This window comes from Bradyrhizobium sp. IC4059, from assembly GCF_020193615.1.
Lineage (GTDB): Bacteria > Pseudomonadota > Alphaproteobacteria > Rhizobiales > Xanthobacteraceae > Bradyrhizobium > Bradyrhizobium yuanmingense.
Window position 1 is genome coordinate 886370 of the sequence record NZ_JADYVH010000002.1, and the last position, 25835, is coordinate 912204.

The window sequence follows — 25835 nt, forward strand, 5'->3', positions numbered from 1 at the left end:
GGATCAACGATGCCCGCAGGTAGCATTCTCGTAGCCGATGACGATACCGCCATCCGCACCGTTCTCAATCAGGCACTGTCCCGCGCCGGTTACGAAGTGCGGCTGACCGGCAATGCCGCAACGCTGTGGCGCTGGGTCAGCCAGGGCGAGGGCGATCTCGTCATCACCGATGTGGTGATGCCGGACGAAAACGCCTTCGACCTGTTGCCGCGGATCAAGAAGATGCGGCCGAACCTGCCCGTCATCGTCATGAGCGCGCAGAACACCTTCATGACGGCGATCCGCGCCTCCGAGCGCGGGGCTTACGAATATCTGCCAAAGCCCTTCGACCTGAAGGAACTGATCGCCATCGTCGGCCGCGCGCTCGCCGAGCCGAAGGAGCGGACCTCGTCGCCGGACGAGGACGCCGAGATGGAGGCGATCCCGCTGGTCGGCCGCTCGCCGGCGATGCAGGAAATCTACCGCGTGCTGGCGCGCCTGATGCAGACCGATCTCACCGTGATGATCACGGGTGAGTCCGGAACCGGCAAGGAACTGGTGGCGCGAGCGCTGCACGATTACGGCAAGCGCCGCAACGGCCCCTTTGTCGCGGTCAACATGGCGGCGATCCCGCGCGATCTCATCGAGTCCGAATTGTTCGGCCACGAGCGCGGTGCCTTTACCGGCGCCAACACCCGCGCCTCCGGCCGGTTCGAGCAGGCCGAGGGCGGCACGCTGTTCCTCGACGAGATCGGCGACATGCCGATGGAGGCGCAGACCCGCCTGCTGCGTGTATTGCAGCAGGGCGAATACACCACGGTTGGCGGCCGCACTCCGATCAAGACCGACGTGCGCATCGTCGCGGCCTCCAACAAGGACCTGCGCGTGCTAATTCAGCAGGGCCTGTTCCGCGAAGATCTGTTCTTCCGCCTCAACGTCGTTCCGCTGCGGCTGCCGCCCTTGCGTGAGCGCATCGAGGACCTGCCGGATCTCGTGCGGCACTTCTTCACGCTGGCCGAGAAGGACGGTCTGCCGCCGAAGAAGCTGGATACCCTGGCACTGGAGCGGCTGAAGCAGCACCGCTGGCCCGGCAACGTGCGCGAGTTGGAAAACCTCGCCCGGCGGCTCGCCGCGCTCTATCCGCAGGACGTGATCACGTCCTCCGTCATCGACGGCGAGCTCGCGCCGCCCTCGGTCAGCCCGGGGGCTGCGGTCCAGCAGGGGGTCGACAATCTCGGCGGCGCCGTGGAGGCGTATCTGTCCTCGCACTTCCAAGGCTTCCCGAACGGCGTGCCGCCGCCCGGCCTCTATCACCGTATCCTCAAGGAGATCGAGGTGCCGCTGCTCACGGCCGCGCTCGCCGCCACGCGTGGCAACCAGATCCGCGCCGCGGACCTGCTCGGCCTCAACCGCAACACGCTGCGGAAGAAGATCCGGGATCTCGACATCCAGGTGTATCGGAGCGGGGGCTGACTTTCTTGCGACGAACGCCAAACGCGCTAGCGCGGACCGGTGGCTCAGCTCCCCCTACCAAGGCAGAGCTGAGCCTGTCCGGATCGCGCTGGCCGTTGTGGCTGACGCGGTGAGCACAAGTCCTGACGGGACTCTAATGTTCCGCCCGCACATTCAAATTGGTCGTCGGCCGCAGCGCGGCCATTGCGCCTATCTGACCAGTCCGCCGGAGGCTGGCACCACGCTCGCGACATTCAGCGGCGGCTGCTGAAGGCCGAGGCCGTTGACCAGGAGGTCGGCGGCCACGATCAGCAGCAGAACGGCCGAAACCATCGTCGCGAGAAAGATCCTATCCATGCGGATTAAGCCGGGACGGCGGGAATCCGTTCCGCCCAGGCGGCATGTGCCTGTGGATTGCGCGGGTCCGCCAGGGCGAACACGCCGCGGAATTGTCGCAATTCGGCAACAATGTGGTACGAATACATCAGTATCCGCGCGTCCGCGGACCCGTTTTCAGCATCATTGCCGGAATGACCAGCGCAGATACCTCGGCCGCACACTTTGACACGGCCCCAGCGGAAGAGCCCCGGCGCTGGTCGGTGCGACGCTGGCTGGCGCCCTTTGCCGTAGCGCTGGCGCTGTTGTCGGCCTTCCTGACCTTCCTGGTCCTGACGGGTCTGAGCACGATCGAGCCGACGCCCGGGGTGGTCCGCACATTCTATCTGATCAATGCCGCCACGATCCTGCTGCTGGTCGGGATCATTGTCCGGGAACTCTGGCAGCTGATCCTGGCGCGGCGGCGGGGCAGGGCGGCGGCGCGTCTCCACGTCCAGATCGTCAGCCTGTTCTCGATCGTGGCGGTGCTGCCGGCGGTGCTGGTCGCCGTCGTCGCCAACGTCACCATCGAGCGCGGCCTCGACCGGCTGTTCTCCGGGCCGACCAAGGAGGTGATCCAGAACTCGCTGACGATCGCGCGGGCCTACATGCAGGACCATGCGCAGCTGATCCGCGGCGACATTCTCGGCATGGCCAACGACATCGCCCATGCCCGGCCGCTCTACGACCAGGACCGCCGCTCGTTCCGCGAGATGCTGACGGCGAGCGCCGCGTCGCGCAACCTGCCGGGCGCGATGATCATCGACAAGAACACCAACATCCTGGAATCCGCCGACACCGGCATGCGGCTCGCTTATTCGCCGCCCGCGCCGGACTTTCTCAGCAACGTCAACGAGAACGAGCCCGAGATCGCGGTCCTTCCCGATGCGAGCTTCGTTGCCGCGGTGATCCGCCTGCGCGCCTTCAACGACACCTTCCTCTATGTCGCCAGGCCGCTTGATCCGAATGTCGTCAATCAGCTCAAGCAGACCGAGGTCAGCGTTGCCGAATACGCCCAGATCGAATCGCGCCGGCTCGGTATCCAGGTCGCCTTCGCGCTGATGTTCGCGGTGATCGCGCTGACCATCCTCATGGCTTCGGTGCTGATCGGTCTCAACTTCGCCAACTCGCTGGTCTCGCCGATCCGGCGGCTGATGAACGCGGCACATACAGTTTCGACCGGCGACCTGCACGTCCAGGTGCCGGTGCACCAGTCGGAGGGCGACCTCGCCCAGCTGGGCGAGACCTTCAACAAGATGACGCAGGAATTGCGCAGCCAGCGCGACGAGCTGGTCAATGCCAGCGACCTCATCGACAGCCGCCGCCGCTTCATCGAGGCGGTGCTGTCATCCGCGAGCGCCGGCATCATCGGCGTCGACGCGTCCGGCAGCGTCGGCATCCTCAACCGCTCCGCAGAGAAACTGATCGGGCACTCCGAAGCCGAGACGCTCGGCCATCCGCTCTCCGACGTGCTGCCCGAGCTCGACGAGATGATGAAGACGGCGCGGGAAGGGACCCAGCGCCTGGTGCAGGGCCAGATCACGATCACCCGTGACGGCACCGAGCGCAACCTGTCGGTCCGCGTCAGCGCCGAGAAGAACCAGCCGCACGACAGCTATATCATCACGCTCGACGACATCACCGAGCTGGTCTCGGCGCAGCGTACCTCGGCCTGGGGCGACGTGGCGCGCCGCATCGCGCATGAGATCAAGAACCCGCTGACGCCGATCCAGCTCTCGGCCGAGCGCATCCGCCGCAAGTTCGGCAAGGACATCACCGAGACCAAGGACAAGCAGATCTTCGACCAGTGCACCGATACCATCGTCCGCCAGGTCGACGACATCAGGCGCATGGTCGACGAGTTCTCGCGCTTTGCGCGGATGCCGAAGCCCGTGATGGAAGGCGAGGACGTCGCCGACACGGTGCGCCAGGCCGTGTTCCTGATGAAGGTCGCCCATCCCGAAATCGACATCGAGGCCGAGTTCAGGCAGGATCCGCTGCGCGCCCAGTTCGATCGGCGCCTGATCTCGCAGGCGGTCACCAACATCGTCAAGAACGCCACCGAGGCGATCGAGCAGGTCCCGCCCGAGGAGCTCGGCAAGGGGCGTATCGACGTCGTGGTGTCGCGCGAGGGCGACGACGTGCTGATCGACGTCATCGACAACGGCATCGGCCTGCCCAAGGTCGCGCGCTCGCGCCTGCTCGAGCCCTACGTCACCACGCGCGCCAAGGGCACCGGGCTGGGCCTTGCCATCGTCGGCCGCGTGCTGGAAGACCATGGCGGGCGGATCGAGCTGAAGGACGCCTCCGACTTCCGTCCAGGCCAGCGCGGTGCCTGGATGCGCATGCGCTTTGCCGTGTCAGGACAACCCGCGAAATCCGCGACAACGGAGCAAGGGCCGGCGGTCAACGGTGCGAATGGGATAACCTCCAAGCCCGACATCACGCAAACGGCGACGGAATCCGTCGCGACCCAGGCAACAAAAGAGCCGGCCGCCGGAACCAAAGAGCCGGCTGAAAAGACCAATGATTCAACCAAAATCGAAGCCTCAACAGGCAGCTGACAAGACAGGCGCGATCCATGGCAAGTGAAATTCTGATTGTCGATGACGAAGCCGATATTCGCGATCTCGTTGCAGGCATTCTCGAAGACGAGGGGTTCGTCACCAGGACCGCGCGTGACAGCGACACGGCGCTCGCCGAGATTGCCAATCGTCGGCCGCATCTGGTGTTTCTCGACATCTGGCTGCAAGGCTCCAAGCTCGACGGCCTGCAGCTCTTGGAGCAGGTCAAGAAGGACAATGCCGACCTGCCCGTCGTGATGATCTCCGGCCACGGCAACATCGAGACCGCGGTCGCCGCGATCAAGCGCGGCGCCTACGACTTCATCGAGAAGCCGTTCAAGGCCGACCGCCTCATCCTGGTCGCGACCAGAGCGCTGGAGAACTCGCGGCTGAAGCGCGAGGTCAAGGAGCTGAAGCAGCTCGCCCCGAGCGCCAGCCAGCTCGTCGGCCGCTCGCCCAGCATGAACCAGCTGCGCCAAACCATCGAGCGGGCGGCCAAGGCCAACAGCCGCATCCTGATCGTCGGCCCCGCCGGCGCCGGCAAGGAGCTGACCGCGCGCACGCTGCATATCGCTTCGGGCCGCGCCGACGGTCCGTTCGTCGTCATCAACGCCGCCGCGATCACGCCCGAGCGAATGGAGCATGAGCTGTTTGGCGTCGAGCAGTCCAATGGCGAGCAGCCGCGCAAGCCCGGCGCGCTCGAAGAGGCGCATGGCGGCACGCTGTTCATCGACGAGATCGCGGACCTGCCGCGCGAGACCCAGAACAAGATCCTGCGCGTGCTGGTGGAGCAGTCGTTCCAGCGCGTCGGCGGCACCGCCAAGGTGCAGGTCGACGTGCGCATCATCTCATCGACCGCCCGCAATCTCGAGGAGGAGATCGCAGCCGGCCGTTTCCGCGAGGACCTCTACCACCGGCTCTCGGTGGTGCCGATCCGCGTGCCCGCACTGTCGGAGCGGCGCGAGGACATTCCGGAACTGATCGACTATTTCATGGAGCAGATCTCGGCCGGCAGCGGCCTGCCCAAGCGCCAGATCGGTCAGGACGCGATGGCGGTGCTGCAATCGCATGTCTGGCCCGGCAATGTGCGCCAGCTCCGCAACAACGTTGAAAGAGTCATGATTCTGGCCGCCGGCGGGCCGGAAGTCATCATCACCGCCGACATGCTGCCGCAGGACGTCGGCTCGATGGTGCCGGCGATGCCGACCAGCAACAATGGCGAGCACATCATGGGCCTGCCGCTGCGCGAAGCACGCGAGGTGTTCGAGCGCGACTATTTGATTGCACAGATCAGCCGTTTCTCAGGAAATATTTCTCGAACGGCCGAGTTCGTTGGTATGGAACGTTCGGCCTTGCACCGGAAGTTGAAAGCGCTCGGCGTCGGCTAATGCTGCGACGCTGCGGCGGCATCTCGGGAATAGGCAAAGAAAATCATCGATTTCCGTAATTTTTCGGGGCAATAGGGCCACGCCTGCCGCTTCAAGCGGCTTGCCTAATATCCCGACCTGTCCTCTAATCGAACCGCTGTTCCTTCCGAGGGGGATCTCATGAAGGACGGCAACCGGAGGAAGCCCCGAACTCCACAAAGAGGGCCGCATCCGGCGCAATAAAAAGAAACTCAAAGCGAGAAAAAAACAATGGCGGCAGACCGCGCACAAAACCTACAGGACACCTTCCTTAATCACGTTCGCAAAACCAAGACGCCACTGACGATCTTTCTGGTCAACGGAGTGAAGCTCCAGGGCATCGTGACCTGGTTCGACAATTTCTGTTTGCTGCTTCGGCGCGACGGTCATTCGCAGCTCGTCTACAAGCATGCGATCTCGACCATCATGCCGGGCGCTCCGATTCAGTTGTTCGAAGGCGGCGAGGACCAGCCGGCTTGAGAGTGACCTGATTGGAACCCCGGAATTTCGACGGGGATGCCGACCGTCCGCGGTCGGCAGGGGCTACGCAGACGGGGCGGGTGCTTGTCATCGGCCCCTACTTGCGCGTGCGCGCGGGCAGCGCCGACGTGCAATCGGTGACTCATGCCTTGCGCGATACCGAGGCCCGGCTCGATGAAGCCGCGGGCCTCGCGCGGGCGATTGATCTCGTCATTGCCGATGCCATCATCGCGCCGGTCAGCCAGATCCGCCCCGCGACCTATATCGGCAAGGGCAAGGTCGAGGAGATCGCCGGGCTGATCAAGACCCTCGAGGTCGAGCTCGTGGTGATGGATTGCGCATTGTCGCCGATCCAGCAGCGCAATCTCGAAAAGGAATGGCACGCCAAGGTCCTCGACCGCACCGGGCTCATTCTCGAAATCTTCGGCCGCCGCGCCAAGACCCGGGAAGGCTCGCTGCAGGTCGAGCTTGCGCATCTCAACTACCAGCGTTCGCGCCTGGTGCGCTCCTGGACCCATCTCGAACGCCAGCGCGGCGGTTTCGGCTTCATGGGCGGCCCCGGCGAGACGCAGATCGAGGCCGACCGCCGCCTGATCCAGGAGCGCATCTCCAAGCTGGAGAGCGAGCTGAAAAAGGTGCAGGCGACGCGGCGTCTGCATCGCGCCGGCCGTCAACGCGTGCCGTATCGTGTCGTCGCGCTGGTCGGCTACACCAATGCCGGCAAGTCGACGCTGTTCAATCGCCTGACCCGCGCCGACGTGCAGGCGGCCGACATGCTGTTTGCGACGCTCGATCCCACCTTGCGGGCGCTCAACCTGCCGCATGGCGGCAAGGCGATGCTCTCGGATACCGTCGGCTTCATCTCCAACCTGCCGACGCAGCTCGTCGCCGCCTTCCGCGCCACGCTGGAGGAGGTGCTGGAAGCCGATGTCATCCTGCATGTCCGCGACATCTCGCATGAAGACGCCGAAGCGCAGCAGAGCGACGTCGATGCGGTGCTGCGCCAGCTCGGCATCAACCCTGATGATTCCGGCCGCATCATCGAGGTCTGGAACAAGATCGATCGTTTCGACCCCGAGCAACGCGAAGAGCTGCTCAACATCGCCGCGCGCAGGCCGGAGGATCATCCGGCGATGCTGGTCTCAGCCGTGTCGGGCGAGGGCGTCGATGCTCTGCTCGCCGCGATCGAGCAGCGGCTCGCGGCGAAACGGACCACGCTCGATCTCTCCATCGACGCCGCCGACGGCGCCGGCATCAGCTGGCTGCATCGCAACGCCGAGGTGCTGTCGAAGGAGCTCCACGACGGCCGCTTCGACATGACCGTGCGGGTGGACGAGACCAAGCGGGACATCGTGGTGAACAGGTTCGACGCCGTGCCACATCTGCCGGCGTGAGGCCGGCGCGCATCTGGACTACGCGGTTCGCGTCTCCGAAGTCACCTTCGTCTCCACTTTCGCCGCATTCCACAACGCGTCCATCTCCGCCAGCGAGGCCTGCGCCAGCGTCCGACCCTGCGCCTCCAGTGCCCGCTCGATATAGGCAAAGCGCCGCTCGAATTTTGCATTCGTCGCGCGGAGCGCAGCCTCCGGATCGGCATCGACATGGCGGGCGAGGTTGACGAGGGCGAACATGAGGTCGCCGGTCTCTTCCGCAATCTCCTGCTTGTCGTTGCGGTCCAATGCCGCCTCGATCTCGTCGACCTCCTCGCGGATCTTGTGCAGCACCGCGCGCGGGTCGTTCCAGTCGAAGCCGACGGTGGAGGCCTTGCGCTGCAGCTCCATCGCGCGGGTCAAAGCGGGCTGGCCGGCCTTCACGCCCGAGAGCAGCGACTTGTGCGTCGGCGCCTCCTCCGGCGGCCGGCGCGCGGCGCGTTCGGCTTTCTCCTCCGCCTTGATGCGGTCCCAGACTTCCTTGACGTGGGAGGAGGCGAGATTGCCGTCCTTGTCGGCGAAGACGTGGGGATGACGGCGGATCATCTTGCGGGTGATGGCCAGGACCACGTCACCAAAATTGAACGCGTTCTGCTCAGAAGCCATCTGGGCGTGGAACACCACCTGGAGCAGGAGATCGCCAAGCTCCTCTCTGAGATCGTCGAGATCGCCGCGGGTGATGGCGTCGACCACCTCATAAGCTTCCTCGATCGTGTAGGGCGCGATCGTCGAAAAATCCTGCTCGAGGTCCCAGGGGCAGCCGGTCACCGGCGTGCGCAGCGCCGCCATGATCTCGATCAGGCGGGAAATGTCGCGGGAAGGGGTCATTGCCGGGCAGTCTCCTGGGATACAGAGCCTTATGCCAAAAGCGGGCCCCCGATCCCAGCGCAAGGCGGCGGAACTGGCCGATTTCCACCGATTGGCGGGCAAGTCGTGCGATGCTAAAGCGCGGGCCATGAGTGATGCATTTTCCTCACAAATCGCGCTGGTGCTGTTCTCCGGCGGCCAGGATTCCACCACCTGCCTCGCCTGGGCGCTGAGCCGCTTCGCGCGTGTGGAGACGCTGGGGTTCGACTACGGCCAGCGCCACGCCATCGAGCTTGCCTGCCGCGACCGCCTGCTCGACGGCATCAAGGGCCTGCACGCCGATTGGGCCGCAAGGCTCGGCGAGAGCCACACGCTGTCGATCCCGACGCTGGCGGCGGTGTCCGAGACGGCGCTGACCCGCGACGTTGCGATCGCGATGGGCGCGGACGGTCTGCCGAACACCTTCGTGCCGGGCCGCAACCTCGTGTTCCTGACCTTCGCCGCGGCGCTGGCCTACCGGCGCGGCATCAGCCACATCGTCGGCGGCATGTGCGAGACCGATTATTCCGGCTATCCCGATTGCCGTGACGAGACCGTCCGCGCCATGCAGGCCGCGCTCTCGCTCGGCATGGCCAAGCAGTTCGAGCTGCACACGCCACTGATGTGGATCGACAAGGCCGCGACCTGGCGGCTCGCGCATGACCTCGGCGGCGACGGCCTCGTCGATCTCATCCGCGAGCACTCCCACACCTGCTATCTCGGCGAACGCGGCGCACGGCACGATTGGGGCTACGGCTGCGGCGAGTGCCCGGCCTGCAGTTTGCGGGCGAAGGGGTGGAACGAGTACGTGGCGGGACGGTAGGCTCGCTCTGTCGTCATTGCCAGCAGCCCTTGCGACGAAGCAATCGAGACTGCCACCGCGGAGGGATTCTGGATTGCTTCGCTGCGCTCGCAATGACGACGGAGCAATCAGCTAGCCAAAATCCTCTGGCCTGAGCTCGATCGGCTTGCCGTGTGGCGTGCGATCCGCGGCGTGGTCCCACGCATTCCGATAGCGGTGCAGCGTCTCCATCGACGCGACGCCCTTGCGGGCGACGAGGCCCTCCAGCGTGGCGAGCCAGTGCAGATAGTAGGTCTCGCCGGTATCAGGGTCGCCGGCGGCCTGGGCGCGCTTGATCTCGTCTGCGAGTGCTGCGGCCCATTCCGGCCAGGTGAATACGCCGCGCTCGTGCAGGCTCAAGGCCATCGCGAAGGCATGCGCCTCCCAGGGCGCTCGGAACACCGGGCCGTCGTCGTCGCACGGAATGCTCGGGATCGCCGCCGTCGCGGCGGCCGCAAGCGCGCTGCTCATCACGCCGGATCCAGATAGGGCTCGAATGCGTCGATCGAGACCTTCAGCGTGGGATCGCCGTCCTCGCCCCAGAGGTCGCGGCCCTCGAACACCACGGTATAGAGCCATTGCGGGTTCTCGCCGCGCTCCATCGCCGCCGTGTCAGGAAACACGTGACAGCCATGGTTCAGCTCGACCACGCCGACATGGCCACGGACATAGCGCGGCAGCCGCGTGTGCGTGGCTGGATGAATATTCCTGGCGCGGACGCGATCGCCGATGTTGAATTTCGCCGGAGCCGGGGCAGGGCGGCCGAACTTGCCGCGCACCATCACGCGCTCGACATTGGCGCGGTCGAACTTGCCGTGCTTGAGCGCCTTTGCAGGCTGCATCGCATGGCCGGCAGCGACCTCCTCGCGGGTGAGATAGCCCTTGTCGATCAGCATCTCCTCGAGCCCGAGAAACCATTTCTTGTAATAGGAGCTCGACAGATACACGTGCGGCGGCAAGGTCTCGCGATAGAAGCGCGAGGTGTCGATGTTGAAGGCGCCGGCCGCGCCCATCGCGCGCACCATGGCCAGCACGCGCGACTCCCATTCCTCGTGAAACATCGGCTCGTTCGGCTCAGGCTCGACCTTGCCGAACCCGTCCATGCCGCCCATGTCGTGCACGCCGTTCACGACGGTGCGCCCGGCGTCTTGGGGAAACCGGTGCCGATCATGGAGTCGCGCGTCACGAGCTCGGCGAGCTGCTCCTCGCTCCAGCCTTCCGTGCCCGCGGGGCGCATCGGCAGCACCAGGAAGCGCGTCTCGGCGGTGGAATCCCACACCCGGATCTCGGTGTCCTTCGGCAGCGCGACGCCGAAATCGGCGAGCACGCCGCGCGGGTCCTTCACCGCGCGCGAGCGGTAGGGCGCGGCCTTGTACCAGACCGGCGGCAGCCCGAGCATTTCCCAGGGGTAGCAGGAGCACAGTGTGCACACGACCATGTTGTGCCGCTCGGGCGTGTTCTCGACCACGACGAGATGATCGCCGACGCGGCTGACATGGCCGAGCGTGCCGATCGCCTTGGAGCCGTCCTGCAGCAGCGCCGTCTTGAACACCGGATCGGTCCAGGCTTTGGCGACCACGCGCGCGCCATTGTGCGGGCCGATCTTGGTCTCATAGGCCTGGATGATGGCGTCGAGCGCAGCCGGCTCGACATAGCCTTTTTCGGTCAGGATCGTCTCGAGCGCGCGCACGCGCAGCTCGGTCTCGGACAGCTCGGAATGATCGTGATCGTGGTGATGATGGTCGTGATCTTGGCTCATGCCGCGGAAGATAGGCGCAATGGCTAGGGGCTGTCGAGGGCTCGTTGCAGCGCAGTCCTGGCACGTATGCGTGAGGGCATTTGTACGCTAGCATCCCGCAAACAGCGTGGAGATGATGGTGACCGATTACGTGAAGATCGAGAAGGGTCTCGGGCCGGAGGGGCGGATCGCGGTCGTGCGCTTCGACCGCGGTGACGGCATCAACGCGCTCTCGCCGGAGGCGCTGCGCCAACTCACGGCGGCCGCGCGCAGCTTCGAGGACGATGCAGCGACCTCGGTCGTCGTGCTGACCGGCAGCTCGGGCGCCTTCAGCGCCGGCTTCGATCTCAAGGACGCCGAGGGACGCTCGCGCAAGGAGATGGACCTCGGCGCGCTGCGGCGGCACCTCAAGCTCGGGCCGCGCCTGACGCACGCCTGGCAAGAGATGGAACAGATCACCATCGCCGCGATCGAAGGCTTTTGCGTCGGCGGCGGTGTCGCGCTGGCCGTGGCGCTCGATTTCCGGGTGATGGGGCGCGATGCGCATCTGCGCGTGCCCGAGATCGGACTCGGCATGAATATGAGCTGGCAGAGCATTCCGCGCATGCTGCATCTGATCGGGCCGGCTCGTACCAAGCAGGCGGTGATCCTGGCCGACCAGCGCATCAGCGCGGACGAGGCCTATGAATGGGGGCTCATCGAGCAGGTGGCGGATCCCGGCCATGCGTTCGATACCGCAATGGAGCTGGCCCGCAAGATTGCCGCGCAGCCGCCGCTGTCCGTCGCCATGACCAAGCTGACCGTCAACCGGCTCGCGCATGCGCTGGACGATCTTGCGAGCCATATGGATGTCGACCAGTTCGCGCTCGCCAGCCTCAGCGAGGACCACAAGGAGGGCGTGGAGGCGTTCCTGACGCGCCGCAAGCCGCGGTTCCGGGGTCGGTGATCACAGCGCCGATAGTCGGCGGATAATCTTCTCCGCCTGGAGGCGATCGGGAAAACTTCCTCCAAGTCCTCCCAAATATCTGAGATTGCAAGGAAGACCAGAAAGAGCGAAGGTGCGTGCTGCGGTGCAGCGCGCTCGATTGAGCCCTCATCGCCATTTTCACCCCGTCGCAGACGCGACCGGTTCCCATGTGCCCTGGGCATGCGGGTGACCGAGCTATCGTGCATGAAGGCCATCTCCATGAATGCCCACCAATCGCTCGCGATCGGACGACCGATCGAAACGATCGAAGCGATTTCACCCGCGCTCGCCGTGCCGGACGCGATGGTCCGTTTCGCCGGCATCTCCAAGACCTATCCGGCCTATCGCGGCAAGCCCGGCGTCAACGCGCTGCAAGACATCGACTTCGCCATTCCGCGCGGCTCCATCACCGGCGTGATCGGCCGCTCCGGCGCCGGCAAGTCGAGCCTGGTCCGGCTCATCAACGGCCTGGAGAAGCCGACCACGGGCCGTGTGATCGTCGACGGCCGCGATATCTCGGCCTTGGCCGGCCGCGAGCTGCGGCTGGCGCAGCGCTCGATCGGCATGATCTTCCAGCATTTCAACCTGCTGTCCTCGCGCACCGCGGCCGACAACATCGCGCTGCCGCTGGAGATCGCCGGTTGGACCAAGACCGACATCAAGGCCCGCGTCGCCGAGCTGCTCGCGCTGGTCGGCATCGCCGACAAGCACGACCGCTATCCTTCCGAACTGTCCGGCGGCCAGAAGCAGCGCGTCGGCATCGCCCGCGCGCTGGCGACGCGGCCGAGCGTGCTGCTGTCGGACGAGGCGACCTCGGCACTCGATCCGCAGACCACGCGCGCGATCCTCGATCTGCTTGCGAACATCAACCGCGAGCTCGGCGTGACCATCGTGCTGATCACGCATGAGATGTCCGTGGTGCGCCAGCTCGCCAAGGAGGTGGTGGTATTGGACGCCGGCCGCGTCGTCGAGAGTGGTCACGTCGCCGACATCTTCACGCAGCCAAGACATCCGATCACGCAGTCCTTCCTGGCCGAGGTGATCGGCGACAGCCTGCCGGTCTCGCTGGAGAGCCGAATCGTTTCGAAGCAGCCTGCCGGCGGGCAGGCCGTGATCCGGATCCAGGTGCGCGGGGCAGGGGCGGGCGACACCGTGGTGGCCCGGCTCGCGCGCGAGCTCGGGCTCGACGTCGCGCTGCTGTCTGCGCGCATCGACGAGATCGGCGGCCAGCACGTGGGCTCGCTCACGCTCGGCATTCCCGGCGGCGAGGACGCGGTGACGCGGACGCTCGCCTGGCTCTCTCAATATCAATTCTCGGCGGAGCGTCTCGGCTATGTCGCCTGAACTCATCAACCTGATCGTCCAGGCTACCTTCGAAAGCCTGTACATGGTCGGCATCGCGGCGCTGCTCGGCACCGCCTTCGGCCTGCCGCTCGGCGTGTTCCTGGCCACCAGCCGCAAAGGCGAGCTGTTCGCGGCGCCCATCGTCAATCGCGTGCTCGGCATCGTCGTCAATGCGACGCGCTCGACGCCCTTCATCATCCTCGTCGTCGCCATCATCCCGTTCACGCGCCTCGTTGCCGGCACCTCGATCGGCTCGACCGCCGCTATCGTGCCGCTGACCATCGCCTCGACGCCGTTCATCGCGCGCCTCGTCGAGGCTGCGATCCGCGAGGTCGACGGCGGCCTGATCGAGACCGCGTCCTCGTTCGGCGCTTCGCCCCTTCAGATCGTGCTCAAGGTCCTGATCCCGGAGGCGCTGCCCGGCCTGCTGCTGGCGCTGACGCTCGCGGTGGTCAGCCTGCTCGGCTATTCCGCGATGGTCGGCGCAGTCGGCGGCGGCGGCCTTGGCGATCTCGGCATCCGCTACGGCTATCAGCGCTTCATGCCGGAGATGATGCTGGCCGTCGTGGTCGTGCTGATCGCACTGGTGCAGATAGTCCAGAGCGCCGGCGATTACCTGGCGCGCCGGGTCAACCGCCGGCTGCGGCATCGCTGAATCCGATCAGGCGGCACACCTCGCGCGACGCAGCGTCTGCGAGGGCAGCTCGCCGAAGTGACGCTTGTAGTCGAGCGAGAACTGGCTGAAGTGCCAGAATCCGTGCAGCACCGCGACGTCGTAGACCGAGGTCTCGTTGCCGCCGGCGCCCCTGAGATCGCGCCGCACACGGTTCAGTCGCATCGCGCGCCAATAGTGCATCGGGCTCGTGCCCAAAACCTCCTGGAAGCAATAGCCGAGCTTGCGCGGGCTGGCGCCGACGGCCTTGCAGACCTCCAGCAGCGAGAGCGAGCGATCGCCCCTGCCATGCATCAGCTCGCGGGCACGATCCACGGTTCGCTTCCGAGCCGCCGCACTGCGGCCGGGATCGCTCGGACGTGCGGTCGGCAGCATGTCCATGATTTCAACGAGGAGGGCGTCTTCCAGGGCCTGCCTCGCCGCCGGATCGTTGAACGTTGCCGGAGCGGTCGTGATCGTCGCTTGAATGGCGGCCAGATGCGCCCGCAGCCGCGCGACCGGCGCTTCCGCCATTTCGATCACCTGCAGCCGGTGCCAGGCGGTGCGCGGCAGCTCGATGTCGAGCCAGGCGGCGAGCTCTGCGATCAACACCGTGCTGGCAACGACGCCGCGCAGCTCGAAGGCCTTCGGGGTACACATGTCGATCTCGGCGTCGATGCTGGCGAGGACGCGGGCGCCGCTGGCACCGGTCCCGTTGAAGCTGAGCTCGCCGTCGCCGTGCCAGGGCAGGCCGATGCCAAAACTGTCGGCGCCAAGCTGGCCATATTGGCGGACCTGCTGGCTGGTGATCTCGCAGAACACCTCCAGCCGCGGCAAGGAGAGTTGCGTGAAACTGCCCCGGAACGCGCCGGCGCTGATCTGATCGTAGCTCAGCCGCCAGCGGCCGAGGCTTGCGCAATGCTCATCGACATCCGTGCTGTTCGCCTGGAGCAGGCCCGCAGCCGAGTCCTGAATCGGAAGATTTGCCGTTAAGGCCATGGCAGTACGTCGAAAATCCTTGAGCCGAGCAGCGAGCAGGAACCACGCCAGACTGGCACGGCCAGAGACGCTGTCCAGCAAAATATTGCTGGATCTCGATAACGCCTGACAGCGCCGCGGTGCAGGCTTCCGTCCTGCCGTTCCGACATCGCTGCCGGGACGGCGCTTCGCGGAGGGATCGAGATGCGACCGACCGATGTCATGCGCGGCAGCCCGCCCGTACCCGAGGCTCAGGTGACGCGCGCCAATTGGCGCAGCTTTCCCGCGATCCGCTGGGGTTTTACCCACACCCGCGAAGTGCTGCCGACCGCAGAGATCCGCCGCTCCGCCCGGCCGACGCCAATGAGAAGCGCCCCGCGCGAACTGGCAAAGCTCGGCTTCACCGGGCCTGATGGCAAAGCGACCACGATCGAATGCGCGCTGCGCGAAACCTTTGCCGACACGCTCCTCGTGATGCATCAGGGCACGCTGATCCATGAATGGTACGGGGACGGCATGAGCGCGACCACGCCCCATCTGATCTGCTCGATCAGCAAGGCGATCGCTGGCACGCTCGGCGGCGTGCTGGCCGCGCGCGGCCTGGTCGATCCGGAGGCGAGGGTGCTGCGCTACGTGCCGGAGCTGGAGACATCGGTCTACGCCGGCTGCACCGTCCGTAACCTGCTCGACATGGCTGTCGCCATCAAGTTCGAGGAGGATTATGAGGACCCCGCCGGCGACGTCGCGCGCTATCGGTTCTCCTCGGGTTGGGACGTGCCGCCGCCAGGCGTCGAGCCCAGCCATCAGCGCGCTTATCTGACGACGCTGCGCGGCACGGGTAAGCCGCACGGCAAGGTGTTCCACTACGTCTCGCCCAATACCGAGGTGCTCGGCTGGGTGTATGAACGCGCCTGCGGGAAGCCCTACCATCTTATTCTCTCCGAGTTTCTCTGGCAGCCGATGGGCGCGGAGGAGGACGGCTCTCTCACTCTCGATAGCCACGGCATGGGCCGCATTGCCGGCGGCATCTCGGTCACCGCGCGCGATCTCGTCCGCTTCGGGGAGATGATCCGCTGCCGCGGCGTCGTCGAGGGCCGGCAGGTGGTGCCGGGCTGGTGGATCGACGATATCCGCGAGAACGGTGATCCCAAGGCGTGGGCCGATGGCGACCTCGCCGAGTTCTTCCCGGGCGCGCGCTACCGCAGCAAATGGTTCACCATCGATCCTTCGCGCAACGCGCTCACCGCGATCGGCATTCACGGCCAGCACCTCTATGTCGACCTCGACTCCGACACCGTCATCGTCAAGCTCGCAACACAGCCCAAGGCGATGGACGTGTCGATCGACCAGCGCTGGTTTGCTGCCTTCCGCGCCATCACCGCACATCTCGCCTGATATTTGGACGTCCTCATGCTTGAAATCGCCAAAGCCCAACCGCGAGCGCAGAGCGCGACACCGCATCCGCTCGATCCGCTGACGGCCGACGAGATCACGGCGGCTTGCGCTTTGGTGCGGGCGGCGGCCACCTCAGCGGCGAACTGCCGTTTCCCGACGGTGCGGCTGGAGGAGCCGACCAAGCAGGAGTTGGCCGCAGGCGGGGTGGAGCGCCGCGCCTTCGCGCTGACGCTCGACGTCGCCACGGGCGAGGCGATCGAGCATATCGTTGACCTCGGCCGCGGCGAGATCGTCGGCCGCAAGGTCGTGCCGAATCGCGAGGCGCCCTATGGGCAGCCGCCGGTGATGCTGGAAGAGTTCTTCAAGTGCGATGCCGTGGTGAAGGCCGATCCCGCTTGGCGGGCGGCGATGGTTCGGCGCGGGCTGACCGACAAGGACATCGAGCTGGTCCAGGTCGATCCGTTCTCCTCCGGATTCTTCGACAAGGAGTTCGAGCGCGGCGCCCGCATCGTGCGGGCCGTCAGCTATTTTCGCGAGCATCTCCAGGACAACGGCTACGCCCATCCGATCGAGGGCGTGGTCGCTGTGGTCGACCTCATCGGGGGCAAGGTCATCGAGCTCACCGATGAAGATCCGATCGTGCCGATTCCGCGCAAGAAGCGGAACTACGGCGCGCATGAGGTGCCAAACCCGCGCACCGACATCAAGCCGCTGCATATCGAGCAGCCGGAAGGGCCGAGCTTCAAGGTCGACGGCTGGAAAGTCGATTGGCAGAAATGGAGCTTCCGCGTCGGCTTCACGCCGCGCGAGGGTCTCGTGCTGCATCAGCTCGCCTACCAGGACGGCGCGCGTAAGCGGTCGCTGATCCACCGCGCCAGCGTCACCGAGATGGTGGTGCCTTATGCCGATCCGACCGCGAACCATTTCTGGAAGTCGGCCTTCGATGCCGGCGAATACGGGCTCGGCATGCTCGCCAACGCGCTGGAGCTGGGCTGCGACTGTCTCGGCAACATCCATTATTTCGACGTGCCCGCGGTCGACAGCAAGGGCGAGCCCTTCGTCATGCAGAACGCGATCTGCATGCATGAGGAGGATTACGGGATTGCCTGGAAGCACTACGAGTTCCGCAACGGCCTGTTCGAGGTGCGGAGATCCCGGCGGCTCGTGATCTCGTTCTTCGCCACCGTCGGCAATTACGATTACGGCTTCTACTGGTATCTCTATCAGGACGGCACGATTCAGCTGGAGACGAAACTCACCGGCATCATCCAGACCGCCGCGGTCCAGTCAGGCGAAAAGTACCGATGGGGTGGCATGGTCGACGATAATCTCGGCGGCCCCACGCACCAGCACTTCTTCAACGTCCGCCTGCATATGGATCTCGACGGCGGCGGTAACACGGTGACGGAGCACGAGTTCGTGCCGCGGCCATGGGGCGACGACAATCCGCACGGCAACGTGTTCGACACCACCACGCGCGTGCTGTCGCGCGAGCGCGACGCCGCAGCGGTCGCCAATGGCGAGACCGGCCGATTCTGGAAGATCAGTAATCCGAACGAGATCAACTCGGTCGGCGGTGCACCGGCCTACAAGCTCGTCGTCAATCCCAGCCCGCTGATGCTGGCCCAGGAGGGTAGTTACGTGCGCAAGCGTGGCGGCTTCGCCACCAAGCATGTCTGGGTAACTGCATTCGATCCGGCCGAGAAATATGCCAGCGGCGACTATCCCAACGTTCACGCCGGCAGCGACGGCCTGCCGCGCTATGCCGCGCAGAATCGCAACATCGAGGATGCCGACATCGTGGTGTGGCACTCCTTCGGCCACACCCATGTCTGCAAGCCCGAAGACTTTCCGATCATGCCGGTGGAATATGCCGGCTTCGTGTTGAAGCCAACCGGATTCTTTGCGGCGAATGCGGCTGGCGACCTTCCGCCGGACCGCAACAGCCGCAGCGTGCTGGCTGGCGAGAAGAGCACGACCTGTTGTCACGCGGACCGGACGTGACCTTCATCCGCTCCCACCCCTGGCTTTGGTTGCAACGCTGATTGCGCGACACGGCCGTCACATGCGGTCGGGTTCCGAACACACTGACAAGATCATTTGGAAGGATTCCAATCCCAAAGAAGCAGCGCGCATGAGCGCATGCGTCGCACGTGCTGTGCACACGTCTGGAGAAATTCTAACGCCGTTCCTATCGCACTCCGAAACCGCCTGAGTTAGGGCGGGCCATCAAGATCGATACCGGCAAAGCCGGCAGTGCGTGGGGCTCAACAGACGTGACCGATTTCCAACCTTCTTCGCGTAAGAACACGCGCCGCCGACAAATCCAGATGCTCTTCCTCGGTGCGGCCAGCACACTCGCTCTCGCCGTGCCCTTCGGCTCTGCCCAAGCCCAGACGCAGATTCCCTCTGTCACCGTCGAAGCGCCGACGCAGCGCACCCGTCCAGCGGCGATTGCGTCGTCGCGACGGGCTGCGGCGGCGCGAACCGCACGCGCCAATCGTCGGGGCCCGGCGCAGCAGGCCGCGCCCACTCAGTCGGCAGCATCGAACGGTGCCACGAGCGAACGCGCCAACGGACCGGTACGCGGTTTCGTCGCGACGCGCAGCGGCACCGCCACCAAGACCGATACGCCCTTGATCGAAACGCCGCAGTCGGTGTCGGTCATCACCACCGACCAGATCAGAAACCAGGGCGCGGTCTCGATCGGCGAGGCCTTGCGCTACACCGCCGGCGTCAGCGGCGACGTCAATGGCGGCTCGGACACCCGCTTCGGCGGCCTCCAGATCCGCGGCTTCGACATGACGATGCCGGGCCTCTTCGTCGACGGCTTGCGGATTCCCTCCAGCAACTACGTGCACTTCAATGGCCTCGAGCCCTATGGGGCCGAGCGTATCGAGGTGCTCAAGGGTCCGTCCTCCGCGATGTATGGCGGCAGCGGCACAGGCGGCGTTCTCAACTACGTGACCAAGCTGCCGACGGCGCAGCAGTTCGGCGAGGTCTCGATCTCGGGTGGCAGCTTCAACCGCTATCAGGGCCAGTTCGACATGGGCGGCGCCGCCAACAAGGAAGGCACGGTGCTGTGGCGCCTGACCGGCGTCGTGCGCGACGGCGAGACCCAGGTCGATTTCAGCAAGGACAATCGCGTCTTCATCGCGCCCGCCGTCACCTTCAAGCCGAACGAGGACACCACCATCACCCTGCTCGCCAACTATCAGCGGGACCGGGCAGGGTGGGGCCTTCAGTTCCTGCCGGCCTCGGGCACGGTTTGGCCGAACAACGGCCGCACCATCCCGGTCTCGTTCTTCGCGGGCGTGCCGGGCTTCGACGCATTCAACACCGAGATCGCAACCGTCGGCTACCAGCTCGCGCACAATTTCACCGACAACGTCACGTTCCGGCAAAATCTGCGCTACGCCTATCAGCACAACGAGGAGAAGGTGTTTTACGGCGGCGGCTATACCAACGAAGCCGCAGGGCAGCTCGCGCGCTATGGCAGCTACAGCAACTCCTACATCAACTCATTCGCCGTGGACAACCAGCTCCAGGGCAAGTTCACCACCGGCATTCTCAGCCACACCACGCTGGTTGGCGTCGACTATCGCAACACCTCCTTCCGCGACACCGCCTTCGGCGTCACGACCTCGTCCCCCGAGATCAACGTCTTCAACCCGAACTACAGCTACGACTACGCCATCGGCGCCATGTACGACAACACCGGCGTCAAGCAGTCCCAGGTCGGCGTCTATGCGCAGGATCAGATCAAGCTCGGCCGGCTCTCGTTCCAGCTCGGCGGCCGTCAGGATTTCGTGACCACGCAGGTCGATAACGGTATCGCCAATACCACGGCCGCGAAGGACGCCTCGGCCTTCACCGGCCGAGCCGCCGTGATGTACAATTTCGATAGCGGCATCGCGCCCTATTTCAGCTACTCGGAATCGTTCCTGCCGCTGCTCGCGACCGGGTTTGGCGGACAAATGCTCAATCCCGAGACCGGCGTCCAGTACGAAGTCGGCGTCAAGTATCAGCCGATCGGCTGGAACGCGCTGTTCACCTTCGCCGCCTTCGACCTGACGCGCGATAACGTCGCTGTGTACGTGCCCGCGGCCACCTTTTACGAACAGATCGGGCAGGTGAAGTCGCGCGGCATCGAGCTCGAAGGCACGATGTCGCTCGCCGATGGCTGGAACCTGCGCGCCGCCTATGCCTATGTCGACGCCATGGTCACGCAGGATCCGGTGAATGTCGGCAAGGCGCCAACTACGGTGCCGCTCAACCGCGCTTCGCTGTGGAGCGACTATACGCTGCAGAACGGGCCGCTCGCCGGCCTGCAGTTCGGCGGCGGCATCCGCTATGTCGGCGCGACCTGGGGCGACGAGGCCAACACGTTCAAGGTGGGATCGTCGACCGTTCTCGACGCGCTGCTGGCCTACAACAGGGACAATTGGCGCCTGGCGCTGAACGTCACCAATCTCGCCGACACTCGCTATGTCGCCTCATGTTACAGCATGTCGGGCTGCTTCTACGCGGAAGGGCGGAAAGCCATCGCCAGGCTGACCTACCGCTGGTGAGCACAATGCGAGGACGGTCCGGCCTTGGAGACCGGACCTGCATCCGGCCGATCAGAACGGATAGTGCCGGGGCCCGGTCTGCACGGTGATCCAGCGCAGTTCGGTGAACTCGTCGATTGCGGCCTTGCCGCCGAAGCGGCCATAGCCTGACGCCTTGGTCCCGCCAAACGGCATCTGAGGCTCGTCATGCACGGTCGGAGCGTTGACGTGGCAGATGCCCGCCTCGATCCGCCTGGCAACGCCGAGCGCACGGGCGATGTCGCGGCCGAACACGGCCGAGGAGAGGCCGTATTCGGTGTCGTTGGCCACGCGCACGGCCTCGTCGATCCCGCTCACGCGCACCACGGTCACGACCGGACCAAAGCTCTCCTCGCCATAGATCCGCATCGCCGGCGTGACATGGTCGACGATGGTGGCGGGCATAATGGTGCCGCTGCCGTGGCCGCCGGCAGCGAGCACGGCGCCCTTGGCGACGGCATCGTCGATCAGGCCCCGGACGCGCTCGCAGGCGGCGTCACTGACCAGCGAGCCCAGCACGACATTGCCCTTGCGGGGATCGCCGAAGGGAAGGCTCCTGGCCTTGGCGGCGAACTTGGCGATGAAGGCGTCCGCCACCTTGTCGTCGACCACGATCCGCTCGGTCGACATGCAGATCTGCCCCTGGTTCATGAAGGCGCCGAACGCTGCCGCATTCACGGCGGCGTCCAGATCGGCATCGTCGAGGATCACGAGCGGGGCCTTGCCGCCGAGCTCCAGCAGCGCGCGCTTCAGGTGCTTGGCGCATGCGAGTGCGATGAGGCGGCCGACGCGGGTCGAGCCGGTGAAGTTGACGCGGCGGATCGCAGGATGGGCGATCAGCGCCTCGACCACCGCCTGCGCATCCTCCGGCGCGTTGGTGACGACATTGACGACGCCGTCACCGAGGCCGGCCTCCGCCAGGCAGCTTCCGATCAGCCGATGCACGCCCGGGCTCATCTCGGACGCCTTCAGCACCACGGTATTGCCGCAGGCGAGCGGCATCGCGACCGATCGCACGCCGAGGATCACGGGAGCGTTCCAGGGCGCGATGCCGAGCACCACGCCGACCGGCTGGCGAAACGCCATGGCGAGGTTGTCGGGCTTGTCGGTCGGTATGACTTCGCCGGATATCTGCGTCGTCATGGCCGCGGCTTCGCGCAGCATGCCTTCGGCCAGGTGCACGTTGAATCCGGCCCAGCCCGCGGTGGCGCCGGTTTCAGCGACCATCAGCGCGGTGAACTCCGCGGCACGGCGCGCGAGGATATCGGCGGCCGCATTGAGCCGCTTGCGGCGCTCCGACGGGCCGAGCTGTGACCAGGCCGGGAACGCGGCGGCCGCAGCGTCCGCGGCCCGCATCGCGTCGTCGATCGAGGCCGCCGCCACGATCGTCGCGACGTCGCTGGAGATCGGGTTGTGGCGCTGGAAGGTACGCTGATGGCTGGCCGACTGGTCCTTGCCGCCGATGAGAAGGTCGATCGCGTTCATGATGCACTCCAAAGGTTGCAGGCGGGATTGAGCGATTATGGTGGGGACGGGGCCGCGCGGGCCTTGCCGAGATAGGCGCGCTGGACCTCCGGATCGTTCTTCATCGCACTGGCCGGCCCGCTGCCGGCGTTGCGGCCGGACTCGATCAGGTAGACACGGTCGGCGATGTCGAGGCTCGCCCGCGCATTCTGCTCGACCAGCAACACGCTGAGGCCGCTGCTACGGATCTCCGCCAGTGCACGGAACACTTCGCGGCTGAGCAGGGGCGACAGGCCGAGCGAAGGCTCATCGAGCAGGAGCAGCAGCGGGTTCGACATCAGCGCCCGGCCGATCGCGACCATCTGCTGCTCGCCCCCGCTCATGGTGCGAACGGCCTGGGCCATGCGCTCGGCAAGCCGCGGGAACAGCCGCAGGATTCTCGCGAGCCGGTCTGCCTCGCCTGCGCGGGCGCGGGCGGGGTAGGCGCCGAGCTGCAGATTCTCGGCAACCGTCAAATCGCCGAACACGCCGCGGCCTTCGGGCACCAGCGCGATGCCGCGCTCCACGATCAGGTGAGCGGGCAATTCGCCAATGTGATGTCCCTCGAACCGGATCGTTGCGCCGGGGGCAGGCTTGACCAGCCCGGCGATGCTCTTGAGCAGGGTGGACTTGCCGGCGCCGTTGGCGCCGAGGATCGCGACGATCTCGCCTTGCCCAATAGCGAGCGCAATGTCGGCGAGAGCCTGGTGCTTGCCATAGAAATGGGAGAGGGCGGCGACCTCAAGCATCGTCGCCTCCGAGATAGGCTGCAACGACTTTTGGATCGGACAACACGGCCTCCGGCGCGCCGCGCGCGATCACGCTGCCGGCATTCATGACGATGCAATGGCTGCACAGCGCTCGAATCGCATCCATGACATGCTCGACCATGATGATGGTGAGGCCGCGATCGCGCAATTTCGCGATCAGCGCGATGCCGGTCTCGAGCTCGCTCGGATTGAGGCCCGCCAGCCATTCGTCGAGCAGCACGAGGCGCGGCTGCAGCGCCAGCGCGCGGGCAAGCTCGAGCCGCTTCTGGTCGATATAGGTCAGCTCGCTCGCGGGCGTTTCCTGCAGCTTGCCGAGCCCGACCAGGTCCAGCAGCTCGCTTGCCGTTGCGCCCGATCCGTTCGTCGTCGAGAACAGCCGCGCCGCCGCAACGTTTTCGGCCACCGTCAGGTCCGGCATCACGCGCACCAGCTGGAACGTGCGCGCAAGGCCAAGGCGCGCGATCTGGTGCGCGCGCATACCGTTGAGGACGATGCCGCCCAGCCGGATCGTGCCCGAGGAGGGCCGCAGCGCCCCGGACAGCGTATTCAGCAGCGTCGTCTTGCCGGATCCGTTCGGGCCGATGATGCCGATGATCTCGCCCGGCGTGACCGTGAAGCTGACACCGTCGACGGCGCGTAGTCCGCTGAACGATTTGCTGACGCCGTCGACCGCGAGCAGCGGTGCATCGCTCGTGCGGGCAGGCGCGGCGGCGGGACCGCCGGCCGGAACGCGCCAGCGGCCCGCCCCGAACAGGCCGATCACGCCGTTCGGCAGCACCATCACGATGAACACGAAGATGACGCCGAGCACGATGCTGAAATGGTTGGGCAGCATCGCAGTCAGCACCTCGAACAGCAGGACGAGCGGAATGACGCCCAGCACGGGCCCGAACAGCGAGCCCGCACCGCCTAGCAGGGCCATGATCACGACCTGGAAGGAGATGGTCGGATTGAACGCGATGGCTGGATCGATATAGGTCCAGCGTGGCGCCATCACCGCGCCGGTCACCGCCATGAAGGTCGCGCTCAGAATGAAGACGCCGAGCTTGATCCGCGTGGCATCGATGCCGGAATGGCTCGCCGCGGTCTCGTCGGCGCCGATGGCGCGCAGGGCCAGCCCATAGCGCGAGCGCCCGAGCATCCAGCCCACCAGGAAGACAACCGCGGTCAAGCCCAGCAGCTGCCAGTAGAGAACGTCCTGCGTCACCGCACTGAAGAGATAGCGGCCGACCGATTTGTGGATGTTGACCTCGTACCAGATCACGAGCTGCCGGATCAGCTCGGCCAGGCCGAAGGAGAAGATCACGAAATAGATTCCGGACAGCCGCAGCGTCGAAAGCCCGGTGATTGCGGCGGTGAGTGCGCCCACGCCGGCTGCGGCCAGCAGCACGACCGGCCAGGGCATGGTCTCGCCGAGCACCGCAGCCGTGTAAGCGCCGAGCCCGAAGAACGCGACCGTTGCAAGCGAGATGTAGCGCGTCGGGCCCGAGAACATCGCCCACGCGGTCGCCAGGATCGTGAAATAGAGCACGCTGATGCCGAGCGCGAGATAATAGCCGTTGGCATAGAGCGGATAGGTGACGAGGCATGCGGCGAGGGCGAGGCCGGCGCACCACAGCAGAATGCGGACGGGCCCCGTCATGACGCCGCCCTGCCGAACAGGCCGGTGGGCTTGATCACGAGCACGCCGAGAAACAGTGCGTAGGTCGCAGCCAGCGTCAGACCGGGATCGACCAGCCGCGCCACCGCGGTCTCGACCACACCAAGCAGCAGCCCGGCGACCAGCGCGCCGATGACGTTGCCGACACCGCCCATGATGACGACGACCAGCGCCTTCATGGTGAAGACCACGCCCATCGCGGCATTGAAGGTGAGGAACATGCTGATCAGCACACCGCCGACGGCGACGAGGCCGCCGCCGAAGGCAAACGCCAGCCCCGACAGGGCCGCGACGTCGATGCCGACGAGACGCGCGGCGTTGGCATCGACGGCGATGGCGCGTACCGCAGTGCCGATCCGGGTGCGGGTGAGGGCGAGATAGACGGCGCCGCCGACCAGCGCCGCGAACAGCAGCGCGACGAGCCGATTGACGGCAAGCGTCGAGCCCATGATCGTCAGCGGAATGGAGAGATAGCTGTAGCTGTAGTACTGGCCGCCAAAGGCGACCAGCATGGCGCCCTGGATCACGAACAGAACGCCGAAGGTGACGAGGATGCTGTCGATCTCCTGTGCGCCCCGGTCCTTGCCGCGCCGCATCAGCCGTTCCAGCAGGAAGCGATATAGCAGCCAGTTCAGCACCATCGCGACCGGGACCGCCAGCAGCAGCGCCGCGAGCGGGCTCAGCCCGAGGCCGCCGTAGAGCGAGAACGCGCCGAAGGCGGCCGCGACCAGCGACTCTCCATAGGAGAGGTTCATGATCCGCGCCACGCCATATTGCAGCGTCAGCCCGAGCGCGATCAGCGCGTACATGCCGCCGAGCACGAGGCCCGGCAGGATGATGTCGACAAGCAACATGAAACGGCGTCC

Annotated in this window: 22 protein-coding genes; 12 read left to right on the plus strand and 10 right to left on the minus strand. The window is 65.8% G+C overall.

Annotated features, from left to right (window positions below; translation table 11 throughout):
* Positions 1-9 precede the first annotated feature (9 nt).
* Entirely contained in the window at positions 10-1452 is a 1443-nt protein-coding gene (ntrC, locus tag I6F12_RS10220) for a nitrogen regulation protein NR(I) (protein WP_035999368.1), read from the plus strand.
* Positions 1453-1641: 189 nt separating this feature from the next.
* On the opposite strand, the gene I6F12_RS10225 is transcribed toward ntrC, so the two are convergent.
* On the minus strand, positions 1642-1788 hold the full coding sequence (locus tag I6F12_RS10225; protein WP_167361662.1) for a hypothetical protein: 147 nt from the start codon (positions 1786-1788) through the stop codon (positions 1642-1644).
* A gap of 173 nt (positions 1789-1961) precedes the next feature.
* On the opposite strand from I6F12_RS10225, the gene I6F12_RS10230 reads away from it, so the two are divergent.
* The 4 genes from I6F12_RS10230 (at position 1962) to hflX (ending at position 7650) form a co-directional block, all read left to right on the plus strand.
* On the plus strand, positions 1962-4370 hold the full coding sequence (locus I6F12_RS10230) for a PAS domain-containing sensor histidine kinase (RefSeq protein WP_225156101.1): 2409 nt from the start codon (positions 1962-1964) through the stop codon (positions 4368-4370).
* A gap of 17 nt (positions 4371-4387) precedes the next feature.
* Positions 4388-5758, plus strand: coding sequence for a sigma-54 dependent transcriptional regulator (locus I6F12_RS10235; protein WP_225156102.1), 1371 nt, complete (start codon positions 4388-4390; stop codon positions 5756-5758).
* Positions 5759-6007: 249 nt separating this feature from the next.
* Entirely contained in the window at positions 6008-6256 is a 249-nt protein-coding gene (gene hfq, locus I6F12_RS10240; RefSeq protein ID WP_007591126.1) for an RNA chaperone Hfq, read from the plus strand.
* Positions 6257-6267: 11 nt separating this feature from the next.
* Entirely contained in the window at positions 6268-7650 is a 1383-nt protein-coding gene (hflX, locus tag I6F12_RS10245; protein ID WP_225140850.1) for a GTPase HflX, read from the plus strand.
* Positions 7651-7668: 18 nt separating this feature from the next.
* On the opposite strand, the gene mazG is transcribed toward hflX, so the two are convergent.
* Positions 7669-8514: a nucleoside triphosphate pyrophosphohydrolase gene (gene mazG, locus I6F12_RS10250; protein WP_225156103.1), complete on the minus strand. Its 846-nt coding sequence runs from the start codon at positions 8512-8514 to the stop codon at positions 7669-7671.
* A gap of 127 nt (positions 8515-8641) precedes the next feature.
* On the opposite strand from mazG, the gene queC reads away from it, so the two are divergent.
* Entirely contained in the window at positions 8642-9355 is a 714-nt protein-coding gene (gene queC, locus I6F12_RS10255; RefSeq protein WP_225156104.1) for a 7-cyano-7-deazaguanine synthase QueC, read from the plus strand.
* Between the two features lie 111 nt (positions 9356-9466).
* On the opposite strand, the gene I6F12_RS10260 is transcribed toward queC, so the two are convergent.
* From I6F12_RS10260 to nthA, 3 genes are read right to left on the minus strand one after another with little or no spacing between them, the layout of a single operon-like run.
* Positions 9467-9844 carry a nitrile hydratase accessory protein gene (locus tag I6F12_RS10260; RefSeq protein WP_036028031.1) on the minus strand — a complete coding sequence of 126 codons (378 nt, stop codon included), beginning with the start codon at positions 9842-9844 and terminating at the stop codon, positions 9467-9469.
* Positions 9844-10503, minus strand: a complete 660-nt coding sequence (gene nthB / locus I6F12_RS10265; protein ID WP_057029182.1) for a nitrile hydratase subunit beta — start codon at positions 10501-10503, stop codon at positions 9844-9846. Before nthB ends, I6F12_RS10260 begins: the two co-directional genes overlap by 1 nt.
* Entirely contained in the window at positions 10500-11132 is a 633-nt protein-coding gene (nthA, locus tag I6F12_RS10270) for a nitrile hydratase subunit alpha (protein WP_225156105.1), read from the minus strand. The genes nthB and nthA overlap by 4 nt, the downstream gene beginning before the upstream one ends.
* Before the next feature lie 118 nt (positions 11133-11250).
* On the opposite strand from nthA, the gene I6F12_RS10275 reads away from it, so the two are divergent.
* The 3 genes from I6F12_RS10275 (at position 11251) to I6F12_RS10285 (ending at position 14077) form a co-directional block, all read left to right on the plus strand.
* Positions 11251-12057 (plus strand): enoyl-CoA hydratase/isomerase family protein, encoded by an 807-nt coding sequence (locus tag I6F12_RS10275; RefSeq protein WP_225156147.1) that lies wholly within the window; start codon positions 11251-11253, stop codon positions 12055-12057.
* 225 nt (positions 12058-12282) lie between these two features.
* Positions 12283-13422 (plus strand): methionine ABC transporter ATP-binding protein, encoded by a 1140-nt coding sequence (locus I6F12_RS10280; RefSeq protein ID WP_225141957.1) that lies wholly within the window; start codon positions 12283-12285, stop codon positions 13420-13422.
* Positions 13412-14077, plus strand: coding sequence for a methionine ABC transporter permease (locus tag I6F12_RS10285; RefSeq protein ID WP_057029183.1), 666 nt, complete (start codon positions 13412-13414; stop codon positions 14075-14077). Before I6F12_RS10280 ends, I6F12_RS10285 begins: the two co-directional genes overlap by 11 nt.
* A gap of 6 nt (positions 14078-14083) precedes the next feature.
* Here the strand turns inward: I6F12_RS10285 and I6F12_RS10290 are convergent, their stop codons facing one another.
* Positions 14084-15073 carry a helix-turn-helix domain-containing protein gene (locus I6F12_RS10290; RefSeq protein ID WP_225156106.1) on the minus strand — a complete coding sequence of 330 codons (990 nt, stop codon included), beginning with the start codon at positions 15071-15073 and terminating at the stop codon, positions 14084-14086.
* A gap of 183 nt (positions 15074-15256) precedes the next feature.
* On the opposite strand from I6F12_RS10290, the gene I6F12_RS10295 reads away from it, so the two are divergent.
* The 3 genes from I6F12_RS10295 to I6F12_RS10305 all read left to right on the plus strand — a co-directional run bounded on the left by I6F12_RS10295 (position 15257) and on the right by I6F12_RS10305 (position 21018).
* Positions 15257-16447, plus strand: a complete 1191-nt coding sequence (locus I6F12_RS10295) for a serine hydrolase (RefSeq protein WP_225156107.1) — start codon at positions 15257-15259, stop codon at positions 16445-16447.
* A 15-nt stretch (positions 16448-16462) separates the two neighbouring features.
* On the plus strand, positions 16463-18451 hold the full coding sequence (locus tag I6F12_RS10300) for a primary-amine oxidase (protein WP_225156108.1): 1989 nt from the start codon (positions 16463-16465) through the stop codon (positions 18449-18451).
* A 326-nt stretch (positions 18452-18777) separates the two neighbouring features.
* Positions 18778-21018 carry a TonB-dependent siderophore receptor gene (locus I6F12_RS10305; protein ID WP_225156109.1) on the plus strand — a complete coding sequence of 747 codons (2241 nt, stop codon included), beginning with the start codon at positions 18778-18780 and terminating at the stop codon, positions 21016-21018.
* A 51-nt stretch (positions 21019-21069) separates the two neighbouring features.
* Here I6F12_RS10305 and I6F12_RS10310 read toward each other — a convergent pair whose 3' ends face one another.
* From I6F12_RS10310 to I6F12_RS10325, 4 genes are read right to left on the minus strand one after another with little or no spacing between them, the layout of a single operon-like run.
* Positions 21070-22521 carry an aldehyde dehydrogenase gene (locus I6F12_RS10310; RefSeq protein WP_225156110.1) on the minus strand — a complete coding sequence of 484 codons (1452 nt, stop codon included), beginning with the start codon at positions 22519-22521 and terminating at the stop codon, positions 21070-21072.
* A gap of 35 nt (positions 22522-22556) precedes the next feature.
* Positions 22557-23288, minus strand: a complete 732-nt coding sequence (locus I6F12_RS10315) for an ABC transporter ATP-binding protein (protein ID WP_036028046.1) — start codon at positions 23286-23288, stop codon at positions 22557-22559.
* Positions 23281-24951 carry a branched-chain amino acid ABC transporter ATP-binding protein/permease gene (locus I6F12_RS10320; RefSeq protein WP_225156111.1) on the minus strand — a complete coding sequence of 557 codons (1671 nt, stop codon included), beginning with the start codon at positions 24949-24951 and terminating at the stop codon, positions 23281-23283. The genes I6F12_RS10315 and I6F12_RS10320 overlap by 8 nt, the downstream gene beginning before the upstream one ends.
* Positions 24948-25823: a branched-chain amino acid ABC transporter permease gene (locus I6F12_RS10325; RefSeq protein WP_109143775.1), complete on the minus strand. Its 876-nt coding sequence runs from the start codon at positions 25821-25823 to the stop codon at positions 24948-24950. The genes I6F12_RS10320 and I6F12_RS10325 overlap by 4 nt, the downstream gene beginning before the upstream one ends.
* Positions 25824-25835: the final 12 nt, after the last annotated feature.